Source organism: Stenotrophomonas sp. STEN083, assembly GCF_056759195.1.
On record NZ_JBRRCU010000028.1, the window covers coordinates 20021 to 38899 of the forward strand.

Consider the following 18879-nt stretch of genomic DNA (forward strand, 5'->3'; position numbering starts at 1 on the left):
CGCGTATGCGCAACGCTCCTCATATCCTGCTCAACACGCCCGACATTGAGATCTGGCCCGGCGGCCTGCTGCGCGCGCGCAGCAGTGACGACGCCCGCGTACTCGCCCGGGCAACGCATGTACTGCGCCGCAAGCGCGATGGCCTCTATCTCGCCGCGCAGCTGCCTGGTGGACTGATGCCACTGGTGACCCGGCTGGCGGACGAACCTGGCATCGACTTTGCGTTGACCGCGCTGGAAGCCCTGCGCACGCAGCCATCCCGTATTCCGCCGCCGAGCGGCAGCCTGCCGTTACATCAGCTGCACCTGCATCTGCAGCAACTGGATCTGGATGCCGATGCCTATGCCGCACAGACCGGCTTGCCGCTGGTCGCCGAACCGGCGCATCTGCGCCTGGCCGGTTTTGATCGCTACCGTCGCCCGCTCTGGCTGACCGGCGGTGCAGCGCGCGGTTGGCAGCGCATGCAGCAGGCAGCGGCCGTTGATGGCGTCGCACTGGATGCGATCTCAGGCTACCGCAGCCACGACTATCAGCTGGGTATTTTTGAACGCAAGCTGGCGCGCGGCCTGAGCGTGGACGAGATCCTCACTGTCAACGCCGCGCCGGGCTATAGCGAACACCACGGCGGTAACGCGCTGGACATCAGTACGCCGGGCGAGCCGCCCGCCGAAGAAACCTTCGAGCACACCGCAGGCTTTGCCTGGCTGCAGCAGCACGCAACGCGCTTCGGCTTCCACATGAGTTACCCGCGCGACAACCCACACGGCATCGTCTACGAGCCCTGGCACTGGTGTTATCGGCGCAATGAAAGCGCCGCCTGAGACTGAGCGTCGGCGGCTGGTGCAGGCAGCGCTTGGCGCAGGCCTGCTCGCCCAACTGCCTGCTTGCAAACCCCAGTCCAGTCAGACACCGGCCAGCGATGTCGCACAGTTGGACAGCACTGCCATTGCCGGCGTGGTGCGTCCTGCCAGCAGTGCTGGCGTAGCTGCCGCCCTGCAACGTTGGCCAGGCACGGTCTGCATCGCTGGCGGCCGCTACAGCATGGGCGGACAAACACGTGCAGAACATGCGCTGCAATTGGATATGCAACGCATGGATCGCCTGCTCTGGCTGGACCCGGAAACACCCAGCGTGCGCGTGCAGGCCGGCATGCGCTGGCGGCAACTGCAGGAACAACTGGACCCGCTCGATCTGGCCGTCAAGGTGATGCAGAGCTACAGCAACTTCAGCATCGGTGGCTCGGTGTCGGTCAATTGCCATGGCCGTTATGTCGGCAGTGGCGCACTGGCGGGCAGCGTGCGTGCGCTGCAGCTGGTCACCGCCGACGGTCAGTTGCTGGAGTTGTCGCGCCAGCAGCAGCCGGCGCTGTTCGCCGCGGTGATTGGCGGTTACGGCGGGCTTGGCGTGATCACCGAAGTCGAGCTGGACCTCGCGCGCAACGAACGAATTGCACGCAGCGTTGAACAGCTTGCCCTCGCCGACTATCCGGCCTGGTTCAGGGCCCATGTACTGGGCCAGCCCGGGGTAATACTGCACAACGCCGACCTGCTGCCACCGGACTTCGATGCTCCGCTGGCGATCAGCTGGAGCCGCAGCAACGCCGCACTTACCGATGCAAGACGGCTGATGCCCATCCGCGCCAGCCACGCCAAGGACCAGAACCTGATCTGGGCCGCATCCGAACTGCCCGGCGGCGACCAGTTGCGCGATGTCTACCAGACAAGCAGCCTGCTCACCGAACCACGCGTGGTGATGCGCAATCTGGAAGCCAGCCTGGATGCGGCGTCGTTGGAACCGCGTACCCGCCGCATGTCTTCCTACCTGCTGCAGGAATACTTCATCCCGGTTGCCGGATTCGCTTCGTTCGCACGCACCATAGCCGGCATCCTGCGCAGGCACGACGTCAATGCACTGAACATATCCATACGCCACGCGCCCGCCGACAGCACTTCGCTGATGCGCTGGGCGAGCGAGGAAGTGTTCTGCTTCGTGCTGTATCACAAGCAGCGCAGCTGGAATGCGGCAGAGCAGTACAGCAGCAACTGGACCCGTCGCCTGATCGGCGCCGCACTGGAGCATGGCGGCCGCTATTACCTGCCCTATCGCCTGCACGCCACCCAAGCCCAATTCCAGCGCGCCTACCCGCAGGCAGCGCGGTTTGCCGCCCTCAAGCAGCAGTTGGATCCCGGCAACCGTTTTCGCAACCTGCTGTGGGACAGATATCTGCAGTTGTGAGCAGGCTCGAAGTCAACCTCGCTCCTGTACACGCAGACGCTGCTCCAAGGGATATCGGCTTCGCGGCTTACGCCGCTCCTACAAAAGCGCAGCGCCCGCAACGCTGCCACTCAATCCTGCGACCGATTTGTTTTTTGTTTGGGCTCGGTGCTGAAATCGGCGATGCGCCATAGATACAGACTGGCCCAGGTGCGGTAAGGACCCCAGCGCTCGCCGCGCTCGGCCAGTGCCTTCGGCGTCAGCATGGTCTCGCTACCATCCACGCGCTGCGCGCCCTTGCGGATACCCAGGTCATCGACCGGCAGGATGTCCGGCCGACCGAGGCGGAACATCAACATCATCTCCACGGTCCAACGGCCGATCCCGCGCACCGCCACCAAGGCATCGACGATGGCCTGATGCTCCATCACCGACATCTGCCGCAGGCTCGGCAGTTCACCGGCGCGCTCGCGCCGGGCGAGGTCACGCAGCGCCAATGCCTTGTTGCCGGATACACCACAAGCACGCAGCCCGGGGTCATCAATCAGATCAAGACTTGCGGCATGCAGACGCTTGCTACCAATTGCTGTTTCCACCCGCCCGACTATCGTCGAGGCGGCCTTGCCACTGAGCTGCTGGAACAGGATCGCCCGCGCCAACGCATCTACCGGGTCGAACGAACGCGCCCAGCCTTGTGGCGCCGGCAACGGTCCAAGCCGGCGCATCCAGCTGGCCAGACGCTTGTCCACCCGCTGCAGATGCGCCTGTGCTTCATCGATATCGAAGCCGCGCCGGTAGCGGGGCATGACTCAACGGCGCAAGGCGCTGAGTGCCAGCAGCACCCAGCCGCCCATCAAGGTGATGCCACCGGCCGGTGCCAGCGTCGTCGGCCACTGCATCAGCACATTGCCGACCAGGCTGCCGGAGAACAACAAGGTACCGACCAACAATACATACAGCGCGCCTCGACCCAACTGATTCACCGAGGATGCTCCCAATCCCACCAGCACCACGCCGTGACCGAAGGCGTACAAGGCCGCGGTGTTCAGATGCGACTGTGCCAGTGCCTCGCTCACCCCATGTGAGGCATAGGCCGACAAGCCGATCGATGCCGCCGCCAGCAGGCCGCCGCAGAAGGCCAGAAACGAAGGCTTACGCGTGCGCCGTTCCACTCCCAACATCTCGTTCTCCAATCAATCCTTTAAACGCCGTCCATAAAAAAAACGCGCCGCTGGAAGCGGCGCGTTTTCTCGATCAGATCATCGACAACAACCGATGATTACTTGACCGCCCAGTACAGGTCGTAGGAACCATCGACGGTGAAGGCCTTGGCCACACCACCCTTCCACGACTCATACGGACGATCAACAACTTCGTTACCGGTGGTGGTAGCCCATGCACGCAGGCCGTTACGGGCCAGGTCCAGGCCAGCCATGTGGCCGGTGTAGGAAGCGAATGCCGAACGGTGGGCCGGAGCATGCACGTAGGTCACCGGGTTGCCCGCGGGGATCTTGACGCTCAGCTCGGCGGCATCACCAGCAGCAACCGGTGCGGCAGCAACGGCCGGGGCGGCGGCTTCGCCGTCCTTCTTGTCGGCAGCCGGAGCAGCAGCGCTGCCCTTGCGAACCGGCAGAGCCACGTCGAAGGCGTACTTCTCAGCACCGAAATCGGTGGTGACGATACGCACCGGACCAGCGGCGACCAGGCCATTGGCGTCCATCGTGCGCTTGATCCACTCCATGTTGTCGTCAATCGACTTCTGGATGGCATCATTGTTGCGATCGATGTTACCGGCGTTGACCACCAGCAGGTTTTCAGCCGGCACCTGGATGACCTTCAGGTCGGTCAGCGGTGCTTCCGGAGCGGCGTAGTCAACGTTCGGCACCGAGGCCAGCATGTTGGCCATGCGCGACAGACCCAGCTTCAGGTCGTCACCGATGTGACGGCTGACGTACAGGCCGGCGTAACGACCAAACAGGTCGAAACCGTACTTGACGGTGTAGTCCTGGGTGATCTTGACGTTGCGATCGTTCTTGCCGGTCGGCTCGAGCGTGAACGAGGTCACCTTGTCGGTACCGCGGGTCGGATCTTCGATGGCAATCACGACGCGCTTGTTCTTTTCGCTGTCGGTGATTTCCCAGCTGCCCTGGCCCATGTCCTTGGAGGAATAGTCCATGCGGGCACCCTTGCCGGCGTCCGGGCCGCTGAACTTCAGCTCCACGGCCTTGTCGCGCAGCACAAGCGGATTCCAATCCTTGAAGCGGCGCAGGCTGTTGACCGTGTCATACACGATCGTCATCTTGCGATTGGTTTCGATGCTTTCGGTAATGTGGCGCTCGCCCGGCAGACACACGCCAATGAGGACAAACAGGCCAGCCACGATCCCCAAAGCGATCAGGAACTCGATAATACGGGTCATTCAGGAGTCTCCGGGGCCGATCCCACGGCCGGGTTGATTTGAAGGGAAGCCCCCATCCTAGCAGGCTTTCCGCAGGTTGTTCAGCACATTTGGCGCACCGGTTTCCATTACCAGAATGCGCTATCTCAATCGATAGGCCGCAGGGTAGCGTATCAACCACCAACCCTACGCGCCTTCAGCCGATAGCTTGGACTGTACTTCGTCCGTAGCGACGCTATTTTCCACTGTGAATGGTATCCAGCACCAGTACCGGAACCATCTTTCCGCAAATCGCCCGGCACACCCTCCTCGACGCTGGGTACCGCATTCATCCGGGCCAGTCGGCCGTATCCAGCTCAGACCAGCTGCAGCTCAAAGGCCTTGAGCACGGCGCGGGTGCGGTCACGCACCCCCAACTTGGAAAGAATGTTGGAGACGTGATTCTTGATGGTGCCCTCGGCCACGCCCAGGGAGTTGGCGATCTCCTTGTTGGAGAAGCCACTGGCCATCAGCCGCAGGATCTCGGTCTCACGGTCGGTCAGTGGATCCGGCCGGTCCAAACTAACGAACTCATTGCGCATGTGTTCCAGCCCCGACAGCAGCCGCTGGGTCACCGCCGGCTGCACCAGCGAGCCGCCGTTTGCCACGGTACGGATCGCCCCCACCAGCTGCTCCAGGGTCACATCCTTGAGCAGGTAACCCTTGGCGCCGGCCTTGAGCCCGGCCAGCACCAGCTGGTCGTCGTCGAAGGTGGTCAGGATGATCGAAGGCGGCAGCGTGCCGGCGCGGCTCAGCGTCTGCAGGGCCTCCAGCCCCGACATCACCGGCATGCGCATATCCATCAGCACCACATCCGGCTGCACCTGCGGGATCACTTCCACCGCCTGACGGCCGTCAATGGCTTCGGCGACCACCTCGATGCTGTCATCCAGCGCCAGCAGCGAACGGATGCCCTGCCGGACCAGGGTTTGGTCGTCGACCAGACAGACACGGATCATCAATTCACTCCTTGTGGCCCTGAGGCCAGCATCATATTGGTAACCAGTGGCAGGCTGGCGCGAAGACGGAAACCCTCACCGCTCCGTGCCGACACATCCAGCACACCCCCATACTGCGCCAGCCGCTCGCGCATGCCGCGCAAGCCGTTGCCCGGCATTATCTCCTCGAAATCGCCGCCGATGCCGTCATCATGCGCGCTGATGACCACCTGCGCGGCATCCCGCTCCACACTGATCCACAGATTGTGGGCGCCAGCATGGCGCACCGCATTGGTGATGATTTCCTGCGTGCAGCGCAGCAACACATGGGCGCGCTCTGGATCTTCAACGCTGAATGGGTCTTCGATCTGTAGATGGATGGCCAGCGACGGCACCCGCTCTGTCAGCGGCCGCAGCGCCGCTGACAGGTCGATCGCCCCGCTCTCGCGCAGCTGGCTGACCGCCTCGCGCACGTCGGTGAGCAACAGTTTGGCCAAGGTATGCGCCTGCCGCACGTGCTCCTGCGCCTGACCCTCGGTGATATGTCCCGCCACTTCCAGATTCAGGCTAAGCGCCGTGAGGTGGTGGCCGAGCAGGTCGTGCAGCTCGCGGGAAATACGGGTGCGCTCGTTGACCCGGGCGCTTTCGGCCAGCAGCAGCCGCGTGGCACGCAGCTCGGCATTCAAGCGCCGCTGCTCCTCGCGCGCCTGGGTCTGCTGCCGAGCCACCAGGCTGGTGACGAAGATGAACATCGAGAAACCGCCGTATAGCAGCGACTGCAGCAGCGCTTCGAACAGCGGCAGGCCCAGGATCAGGTTGTAGACCGGCAGCACCGCCAACTGGCTCAGCACCAGCCAGATGACACCCACCCAGCGGCTCAGCAGCCAAGGGATCACCCCGGCCGCCACCATCATCAAGATGCTGCCCAGGCCGGTGGCGGACAGATAACTGACCACCAGCGCTGAAACTGTCAGCAACAGCAGCGCCAAGCGGTCGTACCAGCTGGTATGGCCGGCCGCATTGAGTCCGCGGGTCAGCCAGAAGTAGCAGCCGCCAAAAGTCAGATAGGCCAGGAACAGCCAGATCGCCTCCCCGGCGGCAGGCTGCAATACACCCTCTTCCGGCGCGTACTGGGTATAGATCAACGGCAGGCTGACCAGGGCCCAGGTAAACAGGCCGGCCAGGCGGAGGACTCGGGTATGGCTGAGGTATCCCAACATGCGTGCATGGTAAGGACCCGGCAGCCTCAGCGCCCTCCCTCGGAAGTCATGCATGGCGACCTTCGGTGATGGCTCGCCCGGCTCGTGTCACCCATGCGATAATCGCGCCACAGCCCTTTGGGCCGACCGCGATACCCCACGGAGTCACAATGTCGATTGTTATCCGCGACGTGCGCGAGCACGAGCTCGATTCCGTCCTGGCACTGAACAACAACGCTGGTCTTGCGATTCTTCCGCTGGATGCAGCCAAAGTCCGCCGTTTCTACGAAACCGCCGAATACTTCCGGGTTGCCGAACGCGACGGCAACATGGCCGGCTTCCTGGTCGGCTACGGCAGCAACAGTGCCCATGACAGCTGCAACTTCGCCTGGTTCCAGCAACGCTACCCCAGCTTCTTCTATATCGACCGCATCGTGGTGGCCAGCCGCCGCCGTGGCGGTGGTGTCGGCCGCGCGTTCTACGCCGATGCCCAGAGCTACGCTGAGCTGCGCTACCCGCAGATGGCCTGCGAGGTCTTCCTCGACCACGGCGCCGATGCCGCCCTGCTGTTCCATGGCAGCTTCGGTTTCCGCGAGGTCGGCCAGAACACCATGCCCTCGGTTGATGTGCGGGCCAGCATGTTGCTCAAGGATCTGTGCAGCTATGAGTGGGTAAAAGAGACCTATGGCGACAACCTGCCCGACGTTCCCTGGGTAGGCAACACACGCCGGCTGCTGCAACAGCGGCCGACCGGAACCTGAGATGGCAGTGAATTTGGACTACGAGCAAGCTGGTGAACTGAAAATCGGGCAGGTCGGCATCGCCAACCTGCGCATCCGCACCCTCGACGTGGAGCGCCTGGCCCAGGAAATGCGCGAACGCGTGGCGCGTGCGCCCAAGCTGTTCGGCCGCGCGGCGGTGATTTTGGATTTTGGCGGTTTGAGCCAGCTACCGGACCTGGCCACCGCACAAAGCCTGGTCAACGGTTTGCGGGACGCTGGCGTCCTGCCAGTGGCGCTGGCCTACGGCACCACCGAAACAGAAACCCTGTCGCAGCAACTAGGCCTGCCGGTACTGGCCAAGTTCCGCGCCCAATACGAACCGCTCGAAGCAGAACCTGCAGCCGCACCAGCGCCCGCCCCCAAGCAAAGCAAGCGCGCCGCAGCTGCAGTTGCAACGCCTGCCGCACCGGCCGCCGCTGACGGCGCCGCGCCGCAGCCCGGCAAGATGCAGCTGGGCACGGTGCGCTCGGGCCAACAGCTGTACGCAGAGAACTGCGACCTGACCGTACTCTCAACGGTAGGCGCCGGCGCCGAGGTCATCGCCGACGGCAGCATCCATATCTACGGTACGCTGCGTGGCCGCGCATTGGCCGGTGCCCAGGGCAACATCAGCGCACGCATTTTCTGTCGCGACTTCCACGCTGAACTGGTCGCGATTGCAGGACGGTATAAGGTACTGGACGATATTCCGGACAACCTGCGCGGCAAGGCCGTGCAGGTATGGCTGGAACAGGACCAGATCATGATTGCTGCGCTGGATTGACGCAGCTCACAACGACATTCAGGAGAGATCCTTTGGCTGAAATCATCGTAGTCACCTCCGGCAAGGGCGGCGTCGGCAAGACCACCTCCAGCGCCAGCATCGCCTGCGGCATCGCGCGGCGCGGCAAGAAAGTTGCCGTCATCGACTTCGACGTCGGTCTGCGCAACCTTGACCTGATCATGGGCTGCGAGCGCCGCGTGGTGTACGACTTCGTCAACGTCGTCCACGGTGAGGCCACACTGAAGCAGGCCCTGATCAAGGACAAGCGCTTTGACAACCTGTTCGTGCTGGCTGCCTCGCAGACCCGCGACAAGGATGCACTGAACAAGGAAGGCGTGGAGAAGGTCCTGAAGGATCTGGCTGCCGACGGCTTCGACTACATCATCTGCGACTCCCCGGCCGGCATCGAGAAGGGCGCTTTCCTGGCGATGTACTTCGCTGATCGCGCCGTTGTCGTGGTCAACCCGGAAGTGTCTTCGGTACGCGACTCGGACCGCATCATCGGCCTGCTCGACTCCAAGACCGCCAACGCCGAAGCCGGCAAGGCCGTGCCGGCCTACCTGCTGCTGACCCGCTACAGCCCCTCGCGCGTTGAGACCGGCGAGATGCTGAGCATCACCGATGTGGAAGAAGTGCTGGGGCTCAAGGCCATCGGCGTCATCCCCGAGTCGGGCGACGTGCTCAATGCCTCCAACAAGGGCGAGCCGGTCATCCTGGATACCGAGTCGCCGGCCGGCCAGGCCTACGAGGACGCCGTCGGCCGCATCCTGGGTGAAGAGCGTCCGATGCGCTTCACCACCGTGGAGAAGAAGGGCTTCTTCAGCAAGTTGTTTGGAGGATAAGCATGGGACTGCTCGACTTCCTGAGACAGAAGAAGACCACCGCCGAAACGGCGAAGAACCGCCTGCAGATCATCATCGCGCAGGAACGCAGCACCCGCGGCGGCCCAGACTACCTGCCGCTGCTGCAGCGTGAGCTGCTGGAAGTAATCAAGAAGTACGTCAACATCGACGCCGACGCGGTCAAGGTGGACCTGGTCAAGGATGGCGCCAACGACGTGCTCGACATTTCCGTGGCCCTGCCCGACGACAAGTGATATCAGCCCGGCGGCCACGGCCGCCGGGACTCAATCAGCCGTGAACGAAAACCCTGCCAACGAACCAACCCAGCCGGTGCTGTGCGTTGGCGATATCCAGTGGACCGACGCTGCGGCCCTGCTCGCGCGCCACGGCCTGCGCCTGAACCATGTTGCCGCCGGTGAGAAGATTCCCGGCAGCTACTGGGGCGAGCCCGAGGCAGGCATCATCGCCTGTGACGTGTACGTGCGCGATGACACGCCGGTGCATTCGATGCTGCACGAATCCTGCCACCTGATCGTGCTGCCGCCCGAGCGCCGCGCGCAGGTGCATACCGATGCCACCGACTCGGTCCCCGAGGAAGACGCCACCTGCTACCTGCAGATCGTGCTGGCCGGACAACTATCAGGCGTAGGCAGCGCGCGACTGATGGCCGACATGGACAGCTGGGGCTACACCTATCGCCTGGGTTCGACCCGGGCCTGGTTTGAACAGGACGCCGAGGATGCCAAGCGTTGGCTGATAGAGCGCGAGTTGATAACACCGTGAGCCTGTAGTGCCGAGCCATGCTCGGCAGAAGCCTTCCCGGTAAAGCCACAGCGCAGCATGGCTGCGCTCTACAGGTGAAGCGCTCCTAGCGTGGCCTGGAACTACCCATATCCAAGGTGACCCGCGTGCCCCGCTCCGGCTGCGAATGAATTTCCAGCTGCCAGCCAAGGTGATCGCATAGCCGCGCAATCAGATCCAGGCCAATACCCGCACCCGGATTGCGCTCGCCTTTGGTCATGCGCGCATACACCTGCGCGACCTCTTCCGGGCTCATGCCGTGGCCGGGATCCTCAATGGTCAAAACTGCATTGGCGGAGATCCAAAGCCGCACCACGCCGCGATCACTGTTCTCGATAGCATTGCGCAGCAGATTGCCAACCGCCGCCTGCACCACCGCCAACGGTGCAAGCAACTGGCAGGGCGCGGCATCCACCAGCACAAGCTCCAATTCCTTGCCCTTGGCAAGATAACGATGGTCTTCGGCGATTTCCGGCAGCAGCTCGTCCAGCGCCACCAACTCACTCATCGCCGACAACTTGGCCGGATCACGCGCAAGCACCAGCAGCAGCTGGATCAACTGCTCCATGCCGGTCGACGTATTGCGCACGCGCAGCAGCTGCTGACGCGCTCTTTCCGGCAGGCCCGGCTGCTCCAACGCCAGCTCGGCGGCACCGGTGATCACTGCGATCGGTGTGCGCAACTCATGACTGGCGGTACTGATGAACGCCCGTTCGCGCTCAACGAAATGTTCATTGCGCTGCAGATAGTCATTCAAAGCACCGGCGATCACTTCCAGCTCCGTGCTGCCGCGCTTGTCCACCAGCACCTGTTGTCCGCGCCGCTCCGGGCTCAGCTTTGTGATGTCCTCCGCGAGCACCGACAAGGGCCTTACCAGTCGGGTCATGCCAACCCAGGCCATCAGCAAGGTCACCAGTAGCAACGCCACACCAGCGAGCAGTGCCCAGCGAGTGATGAAGTGCTCCAGCTCACCGAAGTCAGAGATATCCAAGGCCAACACCACCCGACCGAAGTCGGAGGTATCGCGGACCATGACCGCGGTGTCCTTGCCTTCCAGCAACGCACCGTCATGCAAGCCGGGATGCAGCCGCCTCAGACTCTCGGGAATGCCGCCAGGCTCGTGCTCGGCGTAAAACCACAGCGTGTCCGAGTCCTGCCAGCGATAGGTGGGGTCGGTGCGCATCTGGCCGATGATGCTGTCCAGCTCGGTGTTCAACAACGAACGCCACACCGCGTGCTCGGCGTGTTCGTGCACATAGTTGGCGGCACTGAATACCGCCAGTGTCACCAACGCCACGTAGATCGCCAGCCAGCCCAGCAGCTTGCGGCGCAGCGTGCGGCGTATCATTGCGCACTACCGGCCGCAGGTGCGGACAGGCGATAGCCGACACGCGGCAAGGTCTGCAGCAGCTTGTGCTCGAACGGACCATCTACCGCGCGCCGCAGTTCGTAGATATGCGAGCGGAGCATGTCGCCATCCGGCGGCTCATCGCCCCACAACGCATATTCCAGCTGATCACGGGTAACTGCGGCCGGGCTGGCGCGCATCAGCACTTCCAGCAACTTCCGACACGCCGGATACAGATGCAGCACCTGCCCACCGCGCTGCGCCTCGAACGTGGCCAGATCCAGCTGCAGGTCATGGACTTCCAGCAGCTTGCGCGGATTGCGCCCATGCGTGCGCGCCAGCACGGCTTCCAGCCGTACTTCCAGCTCCGGCAGCGCGAATGGCTTGGTCAGGTAGTCATCGGCACCGGCACGGAAGCCGGTGATCTTGTCCGGCAGCTCGTCGCGGGCGGTGAGCATGATCACCGGCACTTCGGAGCGGAACTCCTCGCGCAGCTTGCGCAGCACCTCCGGCCCTTCCATGCGCGGCAGCATCCAGTCCAGCAGGATGGCGTCGTAGCTATGGGTGCCGGCCAGATGCAGGCCGGTGATGCCGTCGGGGGCGACGTCCAGTGTGTGCCCGCGCGCTTCGAAATAATCGAACAGGTTGGCGATCAGATTGCGATTGTCTTCAATGACCAGCAGCCGCATGCGGGCATGACCTTGCTGCCCCGGGCCGAGGCATTACCGGCGTATCCTAGCGCCGCCAACGTCGGATTGGCGTCGAAACGCAGCCGAGGTCAGCCACCTGTCGTTTCGACGTGTTTCCAACGTTGTCTACGGCATCATCCTGCCAGCCTCTGATACCGAGCCCTCTGTGCGCCCAAATCCGCCCCGCTCCTCGTCCAATCGGCTGTGGTTCGCCATCCTGATAGCCTTGGTCATTGCCAGCCTGTTGGCGGGGCTGGGCATGCGCTCACCGCAACCGCCCGACGAACCCCGCTTCGTGCTCGCAGCACGGCACATGGTGGAGACCGGGCAGTGGCTGCTGCCGCAACGCGGCAGCGAGTTGTACGCGGAGAAGCCAGCCACCTTCATGTGGATCCAGGCAGCTACCTACAAGCTCATCGGCGATTGGAACCGGTCCTTCCTGGTGCCCTCGCTGCTCGCCGCCCTGCTTACCCTGTGGCTGACCTGGGACATGAGCCGGCGGCTGTGGAACCGGCAGATCGCCCGTTATGCGGTAGTCGGCCTGTTCGTCTGCATCCAGTTCGGGCTGATGGCCAAGCGCGCGCAGATCGACATGGTGCTGGTCGGCATGACCACGCTGGCGCTGTGGGGGCTGGTACGTCACCTATTGCTTGGCCCGAACTGGTGGGCGCTGGCCCTGGCTGCTTTCGCGGCTGGCGCAGGCACTGTCACCAAGGGCGTTGGTTTCCTGCCGCTGCTGATGTTGCTGCCGTGGATGGCCTGGCGCTGGCGTCACCCGCAGGCCGCCGGGCCAGGCCGTAGTTGGGGCTGGTGGCTGCTATTGCCCGCCTTCCTGGCCGGCACCGCGATCTGGCTGGGCCCGCTGGCCATCGCCCTGCTGCAGAACCCCGACCCGCACCTGCAGTCCTACGCCAAGGAACTGCTGTTCAAGCAGACCGGCACCCGCTACGCCAACGCATGGCACCACCACCAGCCGTTCTGGTACTACCTGCAGGTGATGGCCACGCTATGGCTGCCAGGCAGCCTGCTGGCACCTTGGCTGCTACCGGCCTGGTGGCGACGCTGCCGACGCGCCGATCCACGCTACCTCCTGCTGCTGGGCTGGGCGTTGCTGGTGCTGCTGTTCTTCAGTGCGAGCCCGGGCAAGCGCGAGGTCTATATTCTGCCGATGCTGCCGGCTCTGGCCATCGCTGCGGCACCGCTGCTGCCGGGCCTGCTGCGCCGCACCGGCGTGCGCTGGCTGTTGCTGCTGTACGTATTGCTGTTGGCGGTGGCCACGCTGGTGGTCGGCTATGGCGCGGTGCACGGCGATGGCTGGGCACAGCGCAATGCGATCAAGCGCGCGATCGACCCGTGGGTGCTGCCGCAGGTCGGCTGGTGGCTGATCGGCTTTGGCGCCGCCTCGCTACTCGTGGTGGCGGTGCTGCGACTGCGCCGCGCTGGGCTGGCGGTAGTGCTGACCACGGTAATGCTGTGGTCGATGTATGGGCTCGGCGCGATGCCTGCACTTGATCCCTACAGCTCCGCTTCGCTGGTGATGGACAAGGTCCGTGCACGCATCGGCCCGGACGCCGAGCTGGGCATGGTTGCCTGGCGTGAACAGAACCTGCTGCAGACCCATCCGCAGGCCACCGATTTCGGCTTCAAACGTCCCGTTGCCGAACAATGGGAAGACGCAGCACGCTGGGTGACTGAAGACCCACAACGGCGCTGGCTGTTCGTGCTGGACAAGGCGATGACGCCTTGCGCCGACCAAAGCCAGGTCATCGACATTGGCAGTGCCAACCGCAACAACTGGCAGCTGCTGCCCGGCACCGCATTGCACGCCGATTGCGTCACCAAGACCCACGGCGTGGTCGCTGGCAGTGAGAACGCACTGGAAAGCGACGGCGATTGACGTCTGAAAACTGCAGCGCACTCCTTGAACCGGAGTGCTTGAAGCATAGGCAAGCGAGGCTGTACCGGATCCGGTACAGCCTCTCTTACGTTTGCCCCCCTTGCTCTTGGCGGCAGCCAAACTGAAGCACTGACAAATTCACGACATCGTTCCGACCTGTCTCCGACACGGGCCGACCGAGCATGGCCGCATCCAGATTGACGGTGCCCCAGCTCCATGTCGCAGCAACCCAGTTCCATCGCCCTGATTCCGGTCGCTGAACGCAGCCGCCTGAGCTTCGTCGGGCGCGCCCTGCTGATCCCGCTAGTGATCGTCGCCGTCGGCAGCCTGTTGTTGATGGCCGGCAATGGTGACCAGTGGCTTGCCGATCAGCTGTATCGCTGGCAGGGCAGCCAATGGGTATTCAAGGACGCGTGGTGGACCAGCCACCTTATCCATAAGGGCGGCCGCAACCTGACCTGGTTTGTCGGCCTGCTGGTGATCCTGGCGCTGATCCGCAGCTGCATGGACATACGCTGGCGCCCATTGCGGCGGCCACTGGCCTACCTGCTGTCATCGGTAGCGCTGACCACCAGCATCGTCGCGCTGCTGAAATCCTGGACCCATATGGACTGCCCTTGGGACCTGGAGCGCTACGGTGGTCTGCGCCCCTTCATTGGACTGTTCGAGCAGCGTCCGGTTGCCCTGGGCCACGCTGCCTGCTTCCCGGCCGGCCACGCGGGCTCGGGCTACGCCTGGGTGGCGCTGTTCTTCTTCATGTTGCAGGTGCGCCCGCAATGGCGCTGGCCGGCACTGGGCACCGCCCTGCTGGTCGGCTTGGTGTTCGGCCTGGCCCAGCAGCTGCGTGGCGCCCACTTTGCCTCGCACGACCTGTGGGCACTGGCAATCAGCTGGCTGGTCGCAACGGTGCTCTATCTGTGGATGTTCCCGTCGCCTGCGACAACCAACGCGCTCCCGCGCATCACCCCAGTTGGAGAACGCGCATGAGCGTTGTCGCCACTCGCCGTATTGCTTCCCCGCTGTCATGGTCGCGCCTGCAGGAGTGGCGTCCGGAGATAAGCACTGAAGCCCTGATCCTGATCGCCAGCACGTTCTTTGCGCTGGTCTGCAACAACCTGTTCTGGCGCAGCGCGATTGCCACCAATCCGAGCAGCGTGCTGTTCGCGGTCTCGTTGTTTGCCTTGTTGGCAAGCGTGCACGCCATTCTCTTCAGCCTGCTGATCTGGCGCTGGAATGCCAAGGTGGTGCTGACGGCGCTGTTCATCACCACCGCCTTCGCCACGCACTACATGAACAGCTACAACGTCTATCTGGACGCGGACATGCTGCGCAATGTGCTGGCCACCGACCACAAGGAATCACGCGAGCTGATGACACCGGCATTGTTGCTGCCGCTGCTCGGCTACGGTCTTTTGCCGACCCTGCTGCTGTGGCGCGTGCGGCTGCGCAAGCGCAGCTGGGGACGAGCCCTGCTGTGGCGTGTTGCCTTCCTGCTGGGCGTGATCGTAGCGGGCGGCGCCGGCACCATGTTGTCGTTCCAGAATGTTTCCGCCTTGATGCGCAATCACCGTGAAGTGCGCTACCTGGCCACGCCGGCCAACTATCTGATCGCGCTGAAGCAGAACTTTGCCAGCTCCAGCCCCATGAAGAAGCAGCCCAAGTTGCCGCTCGGCACGGACGCCAAAGCCATGCCACGTGCCGCCGGCAGCAAGCCGCGCCTGCTGGTACTGGTCGTAGGCGAAACCGTGCGTGCGCAGAACTGGGGCTTGAACGGCTACGCCCGCCAGACCACCCCGGAGCTGGCGCAGACCGGCGTGATCAATTTCCCGGACATGCATTCCTGCGGCACCAGCACCGAAGTATCGCTGCCCTGCATGTTCTCGCCGTTTGGTCGCCACGACTACGACGAAAAAAAGATCCGCGGTCACCAGTCACTGCTGCACGTGCTTGAACACGCCGGCATCGCCACGCTGTGGCGCGATAACCAGTCCGGCTGCAAGGGTGTTTGCGACGGCTTGGAAATCCAACGCCTGGATGATGCGACCACGCAGGGTCTGTGCGCCGACGGCCGCTGCATGGATGAGATTCTTCTGGAAAACCTCGCTGCACAGGTACGCGCCAAGCCGGGCGACCGGGTGGTTGTGCTGCATCAATTGGGTAACCACGGCCCGAGCTACTTCCAGCGCTATCCGGCGCAGTTCCGCCAGTTCGCACCTACTTGCGACACCGCGGACCTGGGCAAGTGCAGCCGCGAGGACATCGTCAACAGCTACGACAATGCGATCCGCTATACCGATCATTTCCTGACCCGCACCATCGCTTCCCTGCGCGGAATGGAAGACTACGACACGGCGATGATCTACCTGTCCGATCACGGCGAATCGCTGGGTGAAAAGGGCTTGTACCTGCACGGTGTGCCCTATGCGATCGCACCGGAAGAACAGACCCGGGTACCGATGGTGATGTGGTTCTCGCCGGGGTTTTCCGCAGATCGTGGCCTGGACATGAGCTGCGTACGCCACCGCGCTGCGCAGCGCAGCGACCAGGACAACCTGTTCCCCTCGGTATTGGGCCTGATGCAGGTGCAGACGTCGGTGTATGACCAGTCCCGCGACCTGTTCGCCCCCTGCACATGAAGCACTCCCCTGTAGTGCCGAGCCATGCTCGGCAGAAGCCTTCCCAGCGATCCAAATGTAGTGCCGAGCCATGCTCGGCAGGGGCCTTCCAAGCAATCCCAGTGTAGTGCCGAGCCATGCTCGGCAGAGGCCTTCCCGGTAAAGCCCCTGCCGAGCATGGCTCGGCACCATAAAAAATGACTCCTCCTGCCGAGCATGGCTCGGCACTACACCTGCCTATCCCTTTCCCCACTTGCGGCCCGGTCGCTGCCCCACTAGCCTTCGCCGGTACTTAACAAACCGGGGTTTGCTGTGAAGAATCGTCATTTGGTCCTGGCCGCCGCCGTTGGCGTGGCCGTGCTCTCGTTGGCTGCCTGTAAAAAGGACGCCGCCACCGACGCCGCCAAGCCGGCCACCACCCAGGCCGCACCAGCCGAAAGCGCCGACCAGTTCATCGCCCGAGTCAATGCCGAATACAAGGCGATGTACCCGGAAATGACTTCGGCCCAGTGGCTGTCGTCCACCTACATCAATGACGATTCGGCCCGCGTTGCGGCCAAGGCCAACGAGCACTGGCTGACCGTACTCAACGGCTGGATCGAACAGGCCAACAAGTACGAAGGCCAGCCGATGAGCGCCGACACCAAGCGCGCCATCAGCCTGCTCAAGCTGATGACCTCGATGCCCGCCCCGCGCGACCCGCAGAAGCTGGCCGAACTGGCCGGCATCGCCACCAAGCTGGAAGGCGACTACGGCGCCGGCACCTACTGCGTGGGCGAAGGCGACAACAAGAACTGCCGCCAGCTTGGCGACCTTGAGAAGGTGCTGGCCACCTCGCGCGACTACGACAAGCAGCTCGACGCCTGGCAGGGCTGGCAGTCCACCGCCGTGCCGTCGCGCGCCAACTACCAGCGCTTCGTCGAACTGGTCAACGAAGGTGCTCGCGAACTGGGCTATACCGATGCCGGCCAGATGTGGCGCAGCGGCTACGACATGCCGGCCGACCAGGTTGGCCCGGAAACCGACCGCCTGTGGGAGCAGGTCAAGCCGCTGTACGAGCAGGTGCATTGCTATACCCGCGCCAAGCTGGACAAGGAATACGGCAAGGACAAGGCCGAGGTCGGCGGCGGCATGATTGCCGCGCACCTGACCGGCAACATGTGGCAGCAGGACTGGAGCAACCTGTGGGACATGACCGCGCCGTACCCGAACGCGGGCAGCCTGGACATCACCGCCGCACTGGAAAAGCAGTACCAGACCAACCTCAGTGCCGCCCTCGCCAAGGCCGGCGGCGCCGACCCAGCAAGCCGCTTCAAGGCACAGCGTGAAGCCGAGCTGGTCACTGCCCGGCAGATGACCGAGCGCGCGCAGGACTTCTACGTCTCGCTGGGCATGCCCAAGCTGCCGGAGAGCTACTGGCAGAACACCCAGTTCATCAAGCCACTGGACCGCAACGTGGTCTGCCACGCCAGCGCCTGGGACATGAACATGGGCGGCGACGGCAAGGATGTGGGCCCGGACGTGCGCACCAAGATGTGCATCACCCCGAACGAAGAAAACTTCACCACCATCTACCACGAGCTTGGCCACATCTATTACGACCTGGCCTACAACCCGCTGCCGCCGTTGTTCCAGGGCGGTGCCAACGACGGCTTCCACGAAGCCATCGGCGACACCATCGTGCTGGCGATGACGCCCAAGTACCTCAACTCGATCGGCCTGGTCGGTGCGCAGCAGGAAAGCCGCGAAGCCACCATCAATGCGCAGATGCGCATGGCGATGTCAGGCGTGTCGTTCCTGCCGTTCGGTCTGATGATCGACCGCTGGCGCTGGGGCGTGTTCGACGGCTCGATCAAGCCGGACCAGTACAACCAGAAGTGGTGGGAACTGAAGGCGCAGTACCAGGGCGTGGCCCCGGCCAGCGCTCGCGGCGAAGAGTTCTTCGACGCCGGCGCCAAGTACCACGTGCCGGGCAACACCCCGTACCTGCGTTACTTCCTGGCGCGCATCCTGCAGTACCAGTTCTACAAGGGCCTGTGCGATGCATCCGGCTACACCGGCCCGCTCAACGAGTGCAGCTTCTACGGCAACAAGGAAGCCGGGCAGAAGTTCTGGGCGATGCTGAGCAAGGGTTCCAGCCAGCCGTGGCAGGCCACTCTGAAGGAACTGACCGGCACCGAGAAGCTCGACGCCGCACCGATGCTGGAGTACTTCGCACCGCTGCAGGAATGGCTGAAACAGCAGAACGAAGGCCAGATGTGCGGTTGGCAGGCGGCTGCCCCGGCGGCGACGCCCGCTGCCACTGCAGCTGCGCAGCCGGTGGCTGCAAAGTAAACCATGTTGTAGTGATCCCA

At 63.6% G+C, this 18879-nt stretch carries 18 protein-coding genes; 11 read left to right on the forward strand and 7 right to left on the reverse strand.

Going from position 1 to position 18879, the window contains the following annotated elements; all coding sequences use genetic code 11:
- Nucleotides 1–5: 5 nt before the first annotated feature.
- Both ACVOK8_RS10355 and ACVOK8_RS10360 read left to right on the forward strand, forming a co-directional pair.
- Nucleotides 6–821: a M15 family metallopeptidase gene (locus ACVOK8_RS10355; RefSeq protein ID WP_481566733.1), complete on the forward strand. Its 816-nt coding sequence runs from the start codon at nt 6–8 to the stop codon at nt 819–821.
- A complete protein-coding gene (locus tag ACVOK8_RS10360; RefSeq protein ID WP_481566734.1) occupies nt 805–2235 on the forward strand; it encodes an FAD-binding oxidoreductase in 1431 nt (476 codons plus the stop codon). The genes ACVOK8_RS10355 and ACVOK8_RS10360 overlap by 17 nt, the downstream gene beginning before the upstream one ends.
- A 110-nt stretch (nt 2236–2345) precedes the next feature.
- On the opposite strand, the gene ACVOK8_RS10365 is transcribed toward ACVOK8_RS10360, so the two are convergent.
- The 5 genes from ACVOK8_RS10365 to ACVOK8_RS10385 form a co-directional block, all read right to left on the reverse strand.
- The gene (locus tag ACVOK8_RS10365; protein WP_481566735.1) at nt 2346–3020 is read right to left on the reverse strand and encodes a DNA-3-methyladenine glycosylase family protein; all 675 of its coding nucleotides are present in this window, start codon (nt 3018–3020) and stop codon (nt 2346–2348) included.
- A 3-nt stretch (nt 3021–3023) separates the two neighbouring features.
- On the reverse strand, nt 3024–3395 hold the full coding sequence (locus ACVOK8_RS10370; RefSeq protein WP_481536509.1) for a DUF423 domain-containing protein: 372 nt from the start codon (nt 3393–3395) through the stop codon (nt 3024–3026).
- A gap of 98 nt (nt 3396–3493) precedes the next feature.
- On the reverse strand, nt 3494–4633 hold the full coding sequence (locus ACVOK8_RS10375; protein WP_481566736.1) for a polyketide cyclase: 1140 nt from the start codon (nt 4631–4633) through the stop codon (nt 3494–3496).
- Between the two features lie 335 nt (nt 4634–4968).
- Nucleotides 4969–5610 (reverse strand): response regulator, encoded by a 642-nt coding sequence (locus ACVOK8_RS10380; protein WP_057630117.1) that lies wholly within the window; start codon nt 5608–5610, stop codon nt 4969–4971.
- Nucleotides 5610–6809: a sensor histidine kinase gene (locus ACVOK8_RS10385; protein ID WP_481566737.1), complete on the reverse strand. Its 1200-nt coding sequence runs from the start codon at nt 6807–6809 to the stop codon at nt 5610–5612. The genes ACVOK8_RS10380 and ACVOK8_RS10385 overlap by 1 nt, the downstream gene beginning before the upstream one ends.
- Before the next feature lie 149 nt (nt 6810–6958).
- On the opposite strand from ACVOK8_RS10385, the gene ACVOK8_RS10390 reads away from it, so the two are divergent.
- Genes ACVOK8_RS10390 through ACVOK8_RS10410 form a run of 5 tightly spaced genes read left to right on the forward strand, consistent with a single transcriptional unit; the run spans nt 6959 to nt 9958 of the window.
- Nucleotides 6959–7549, forward strand: coding sequence for a GNAT family N-acetyltransferase (locus ACVOK8_RS10390; RefSeq protein ID WP_282271145.1), 591 nt, complete (start codon nt 6959–6961; stop codon nt 7547–7549).
- Between the two features lies 1 nt (nt 7550).
- Nucleotides 7551–8333, forward strand: coding sequence for a septum site-determining protein MinC (minC, locus tag ACVOK8_RS10395; RefSeq protein ID WP_481566738.1), 783 nt, complete (start codon nt 7551–7553; stop codon nt 8331–8333).
- A 32-nt stretch (nt 8334–8365) separates the two neighbouring features.
- Nucleotides 8366–9175, forward strand: coding sequence for a septum site-determining protein MinD (gene minD, locus ACVOK8_RS10400; RefSeq protein ID WP_481566739.1), 810 nt, complete (start codon nt 8366–8368; stop codon nt 9173–9175).
- Nucleotides 9176–9177: 2 nt separating this feature from the next.
- On the forward strand, nt 9178–9429 hold the full coding sequence (gene minE, locus ACVOK8_RS10405) for a cell division topological specificity factor MinE (RefSeq protein WP_282271139.1): 252 nt from the start codon (nt 9178–9180) through the stop codon (nt 9427–9429).
- Between the two features lie 40 nt (nt 9430–9469).
- Entirely contained in the window at nt 9470–9958 is a 489-nt protein-coding gene (locus ACVOK8_RS10410; protein ID WP_481566740.1) for a hypothetical protein, read from the forward strand.
- A gap of 85 nt (nt 9959–10043) precedes the next feature.
- Here the strand turns inward: ACVOK8_RS10410 and ACVOK8_RS10415 are convergent, their stop codons facing one another.
- Nucleotides 10044–11324: a sensor histidine kinase gene (locus ACVOK8_RS10415; RefSeq protein ID WP_481566741.1), complete on the reverse strand. Its 1281-nt coding sequence runs from the start codon at nt 11322–11324 to the stop codon at nt 10044–10046.
- Nucleotides 11321–12013 (reverse strand): response regulator transcription factor, encoded by a 693-nt coding sequence (locus tag ACVOK8_RS10420; protein ID WP_481566742.1) that lies wholly within the window; start codon nt 12011–12013, stop codon nt 11321–11323. The genes ACVOK8_RS10415 and ACVOK8_RS10420 overlap by 4 nt, the downstream gene beginning before the upstream one ends.
- 166 nt (nt 12014–12179) lie before the next feature.
- Between ACVOK8_RS10420 and ACVOK8_RS10425 the strand changes: the two genes are divergently transcribed.
- The 4 genes from ACVOK8_RS10425 to ACVOK8_RS10440 all read left to right on the forward strand — a co-directional run bounded on the left by ACVOK8_RS10425 (nt 12180) and on the right by ACVOK8_RS10440 (nt 18859).
- On the forward strand, nt 12180–13910 hold the full coding sequence (locus ACVOK8_RS10425; RefSeq protein WP_481566743.1) for an ArnT family glycosyltransferase: 1731 nt from the start codon (nt 12180–12182) through the stop codon (nt 13908–13910).
- A gap of 216 nt (nt 13911–14126) precedes the next feature.
- Nucleotides 14127–14897, forward strand: coding sequence for a phosphatase PAP2 family protein (locus ACVOK8_RS10430; RefSeq protein WP_481566744.1), 771 nt, complete (start codon nt 14127–14129; stop codon nt 14895–14897).
- A complete protein-coding gene (locus tag ACVOK8_RS10435) occupies nt 14894–16546 on the forward strand; it encodes a phosphoethanolamine transferase (RefSeq protein WP_481566745.1) in 1653 nt (550 codons plus the stop codon). Before ACVOK8_RS10430 ends, ACVOK8_RS10435 begins: the two co-directional genes overlap by 4 nt.
- Before the next feature lie 291 nt (nt 16547–16837).
- Nucleotides 16838–18859, forward strand: a complete 2022-nt coding sequence (locus ACVOK8_RS10440; protein ID WP_481566746.1) for a M2 family metallopeptidase — start codon at nt 16838–16840, stop codon at nt 18857–18859.
- Nucleotides 18860–18879 lie beyond the last annotated feature (20 nt).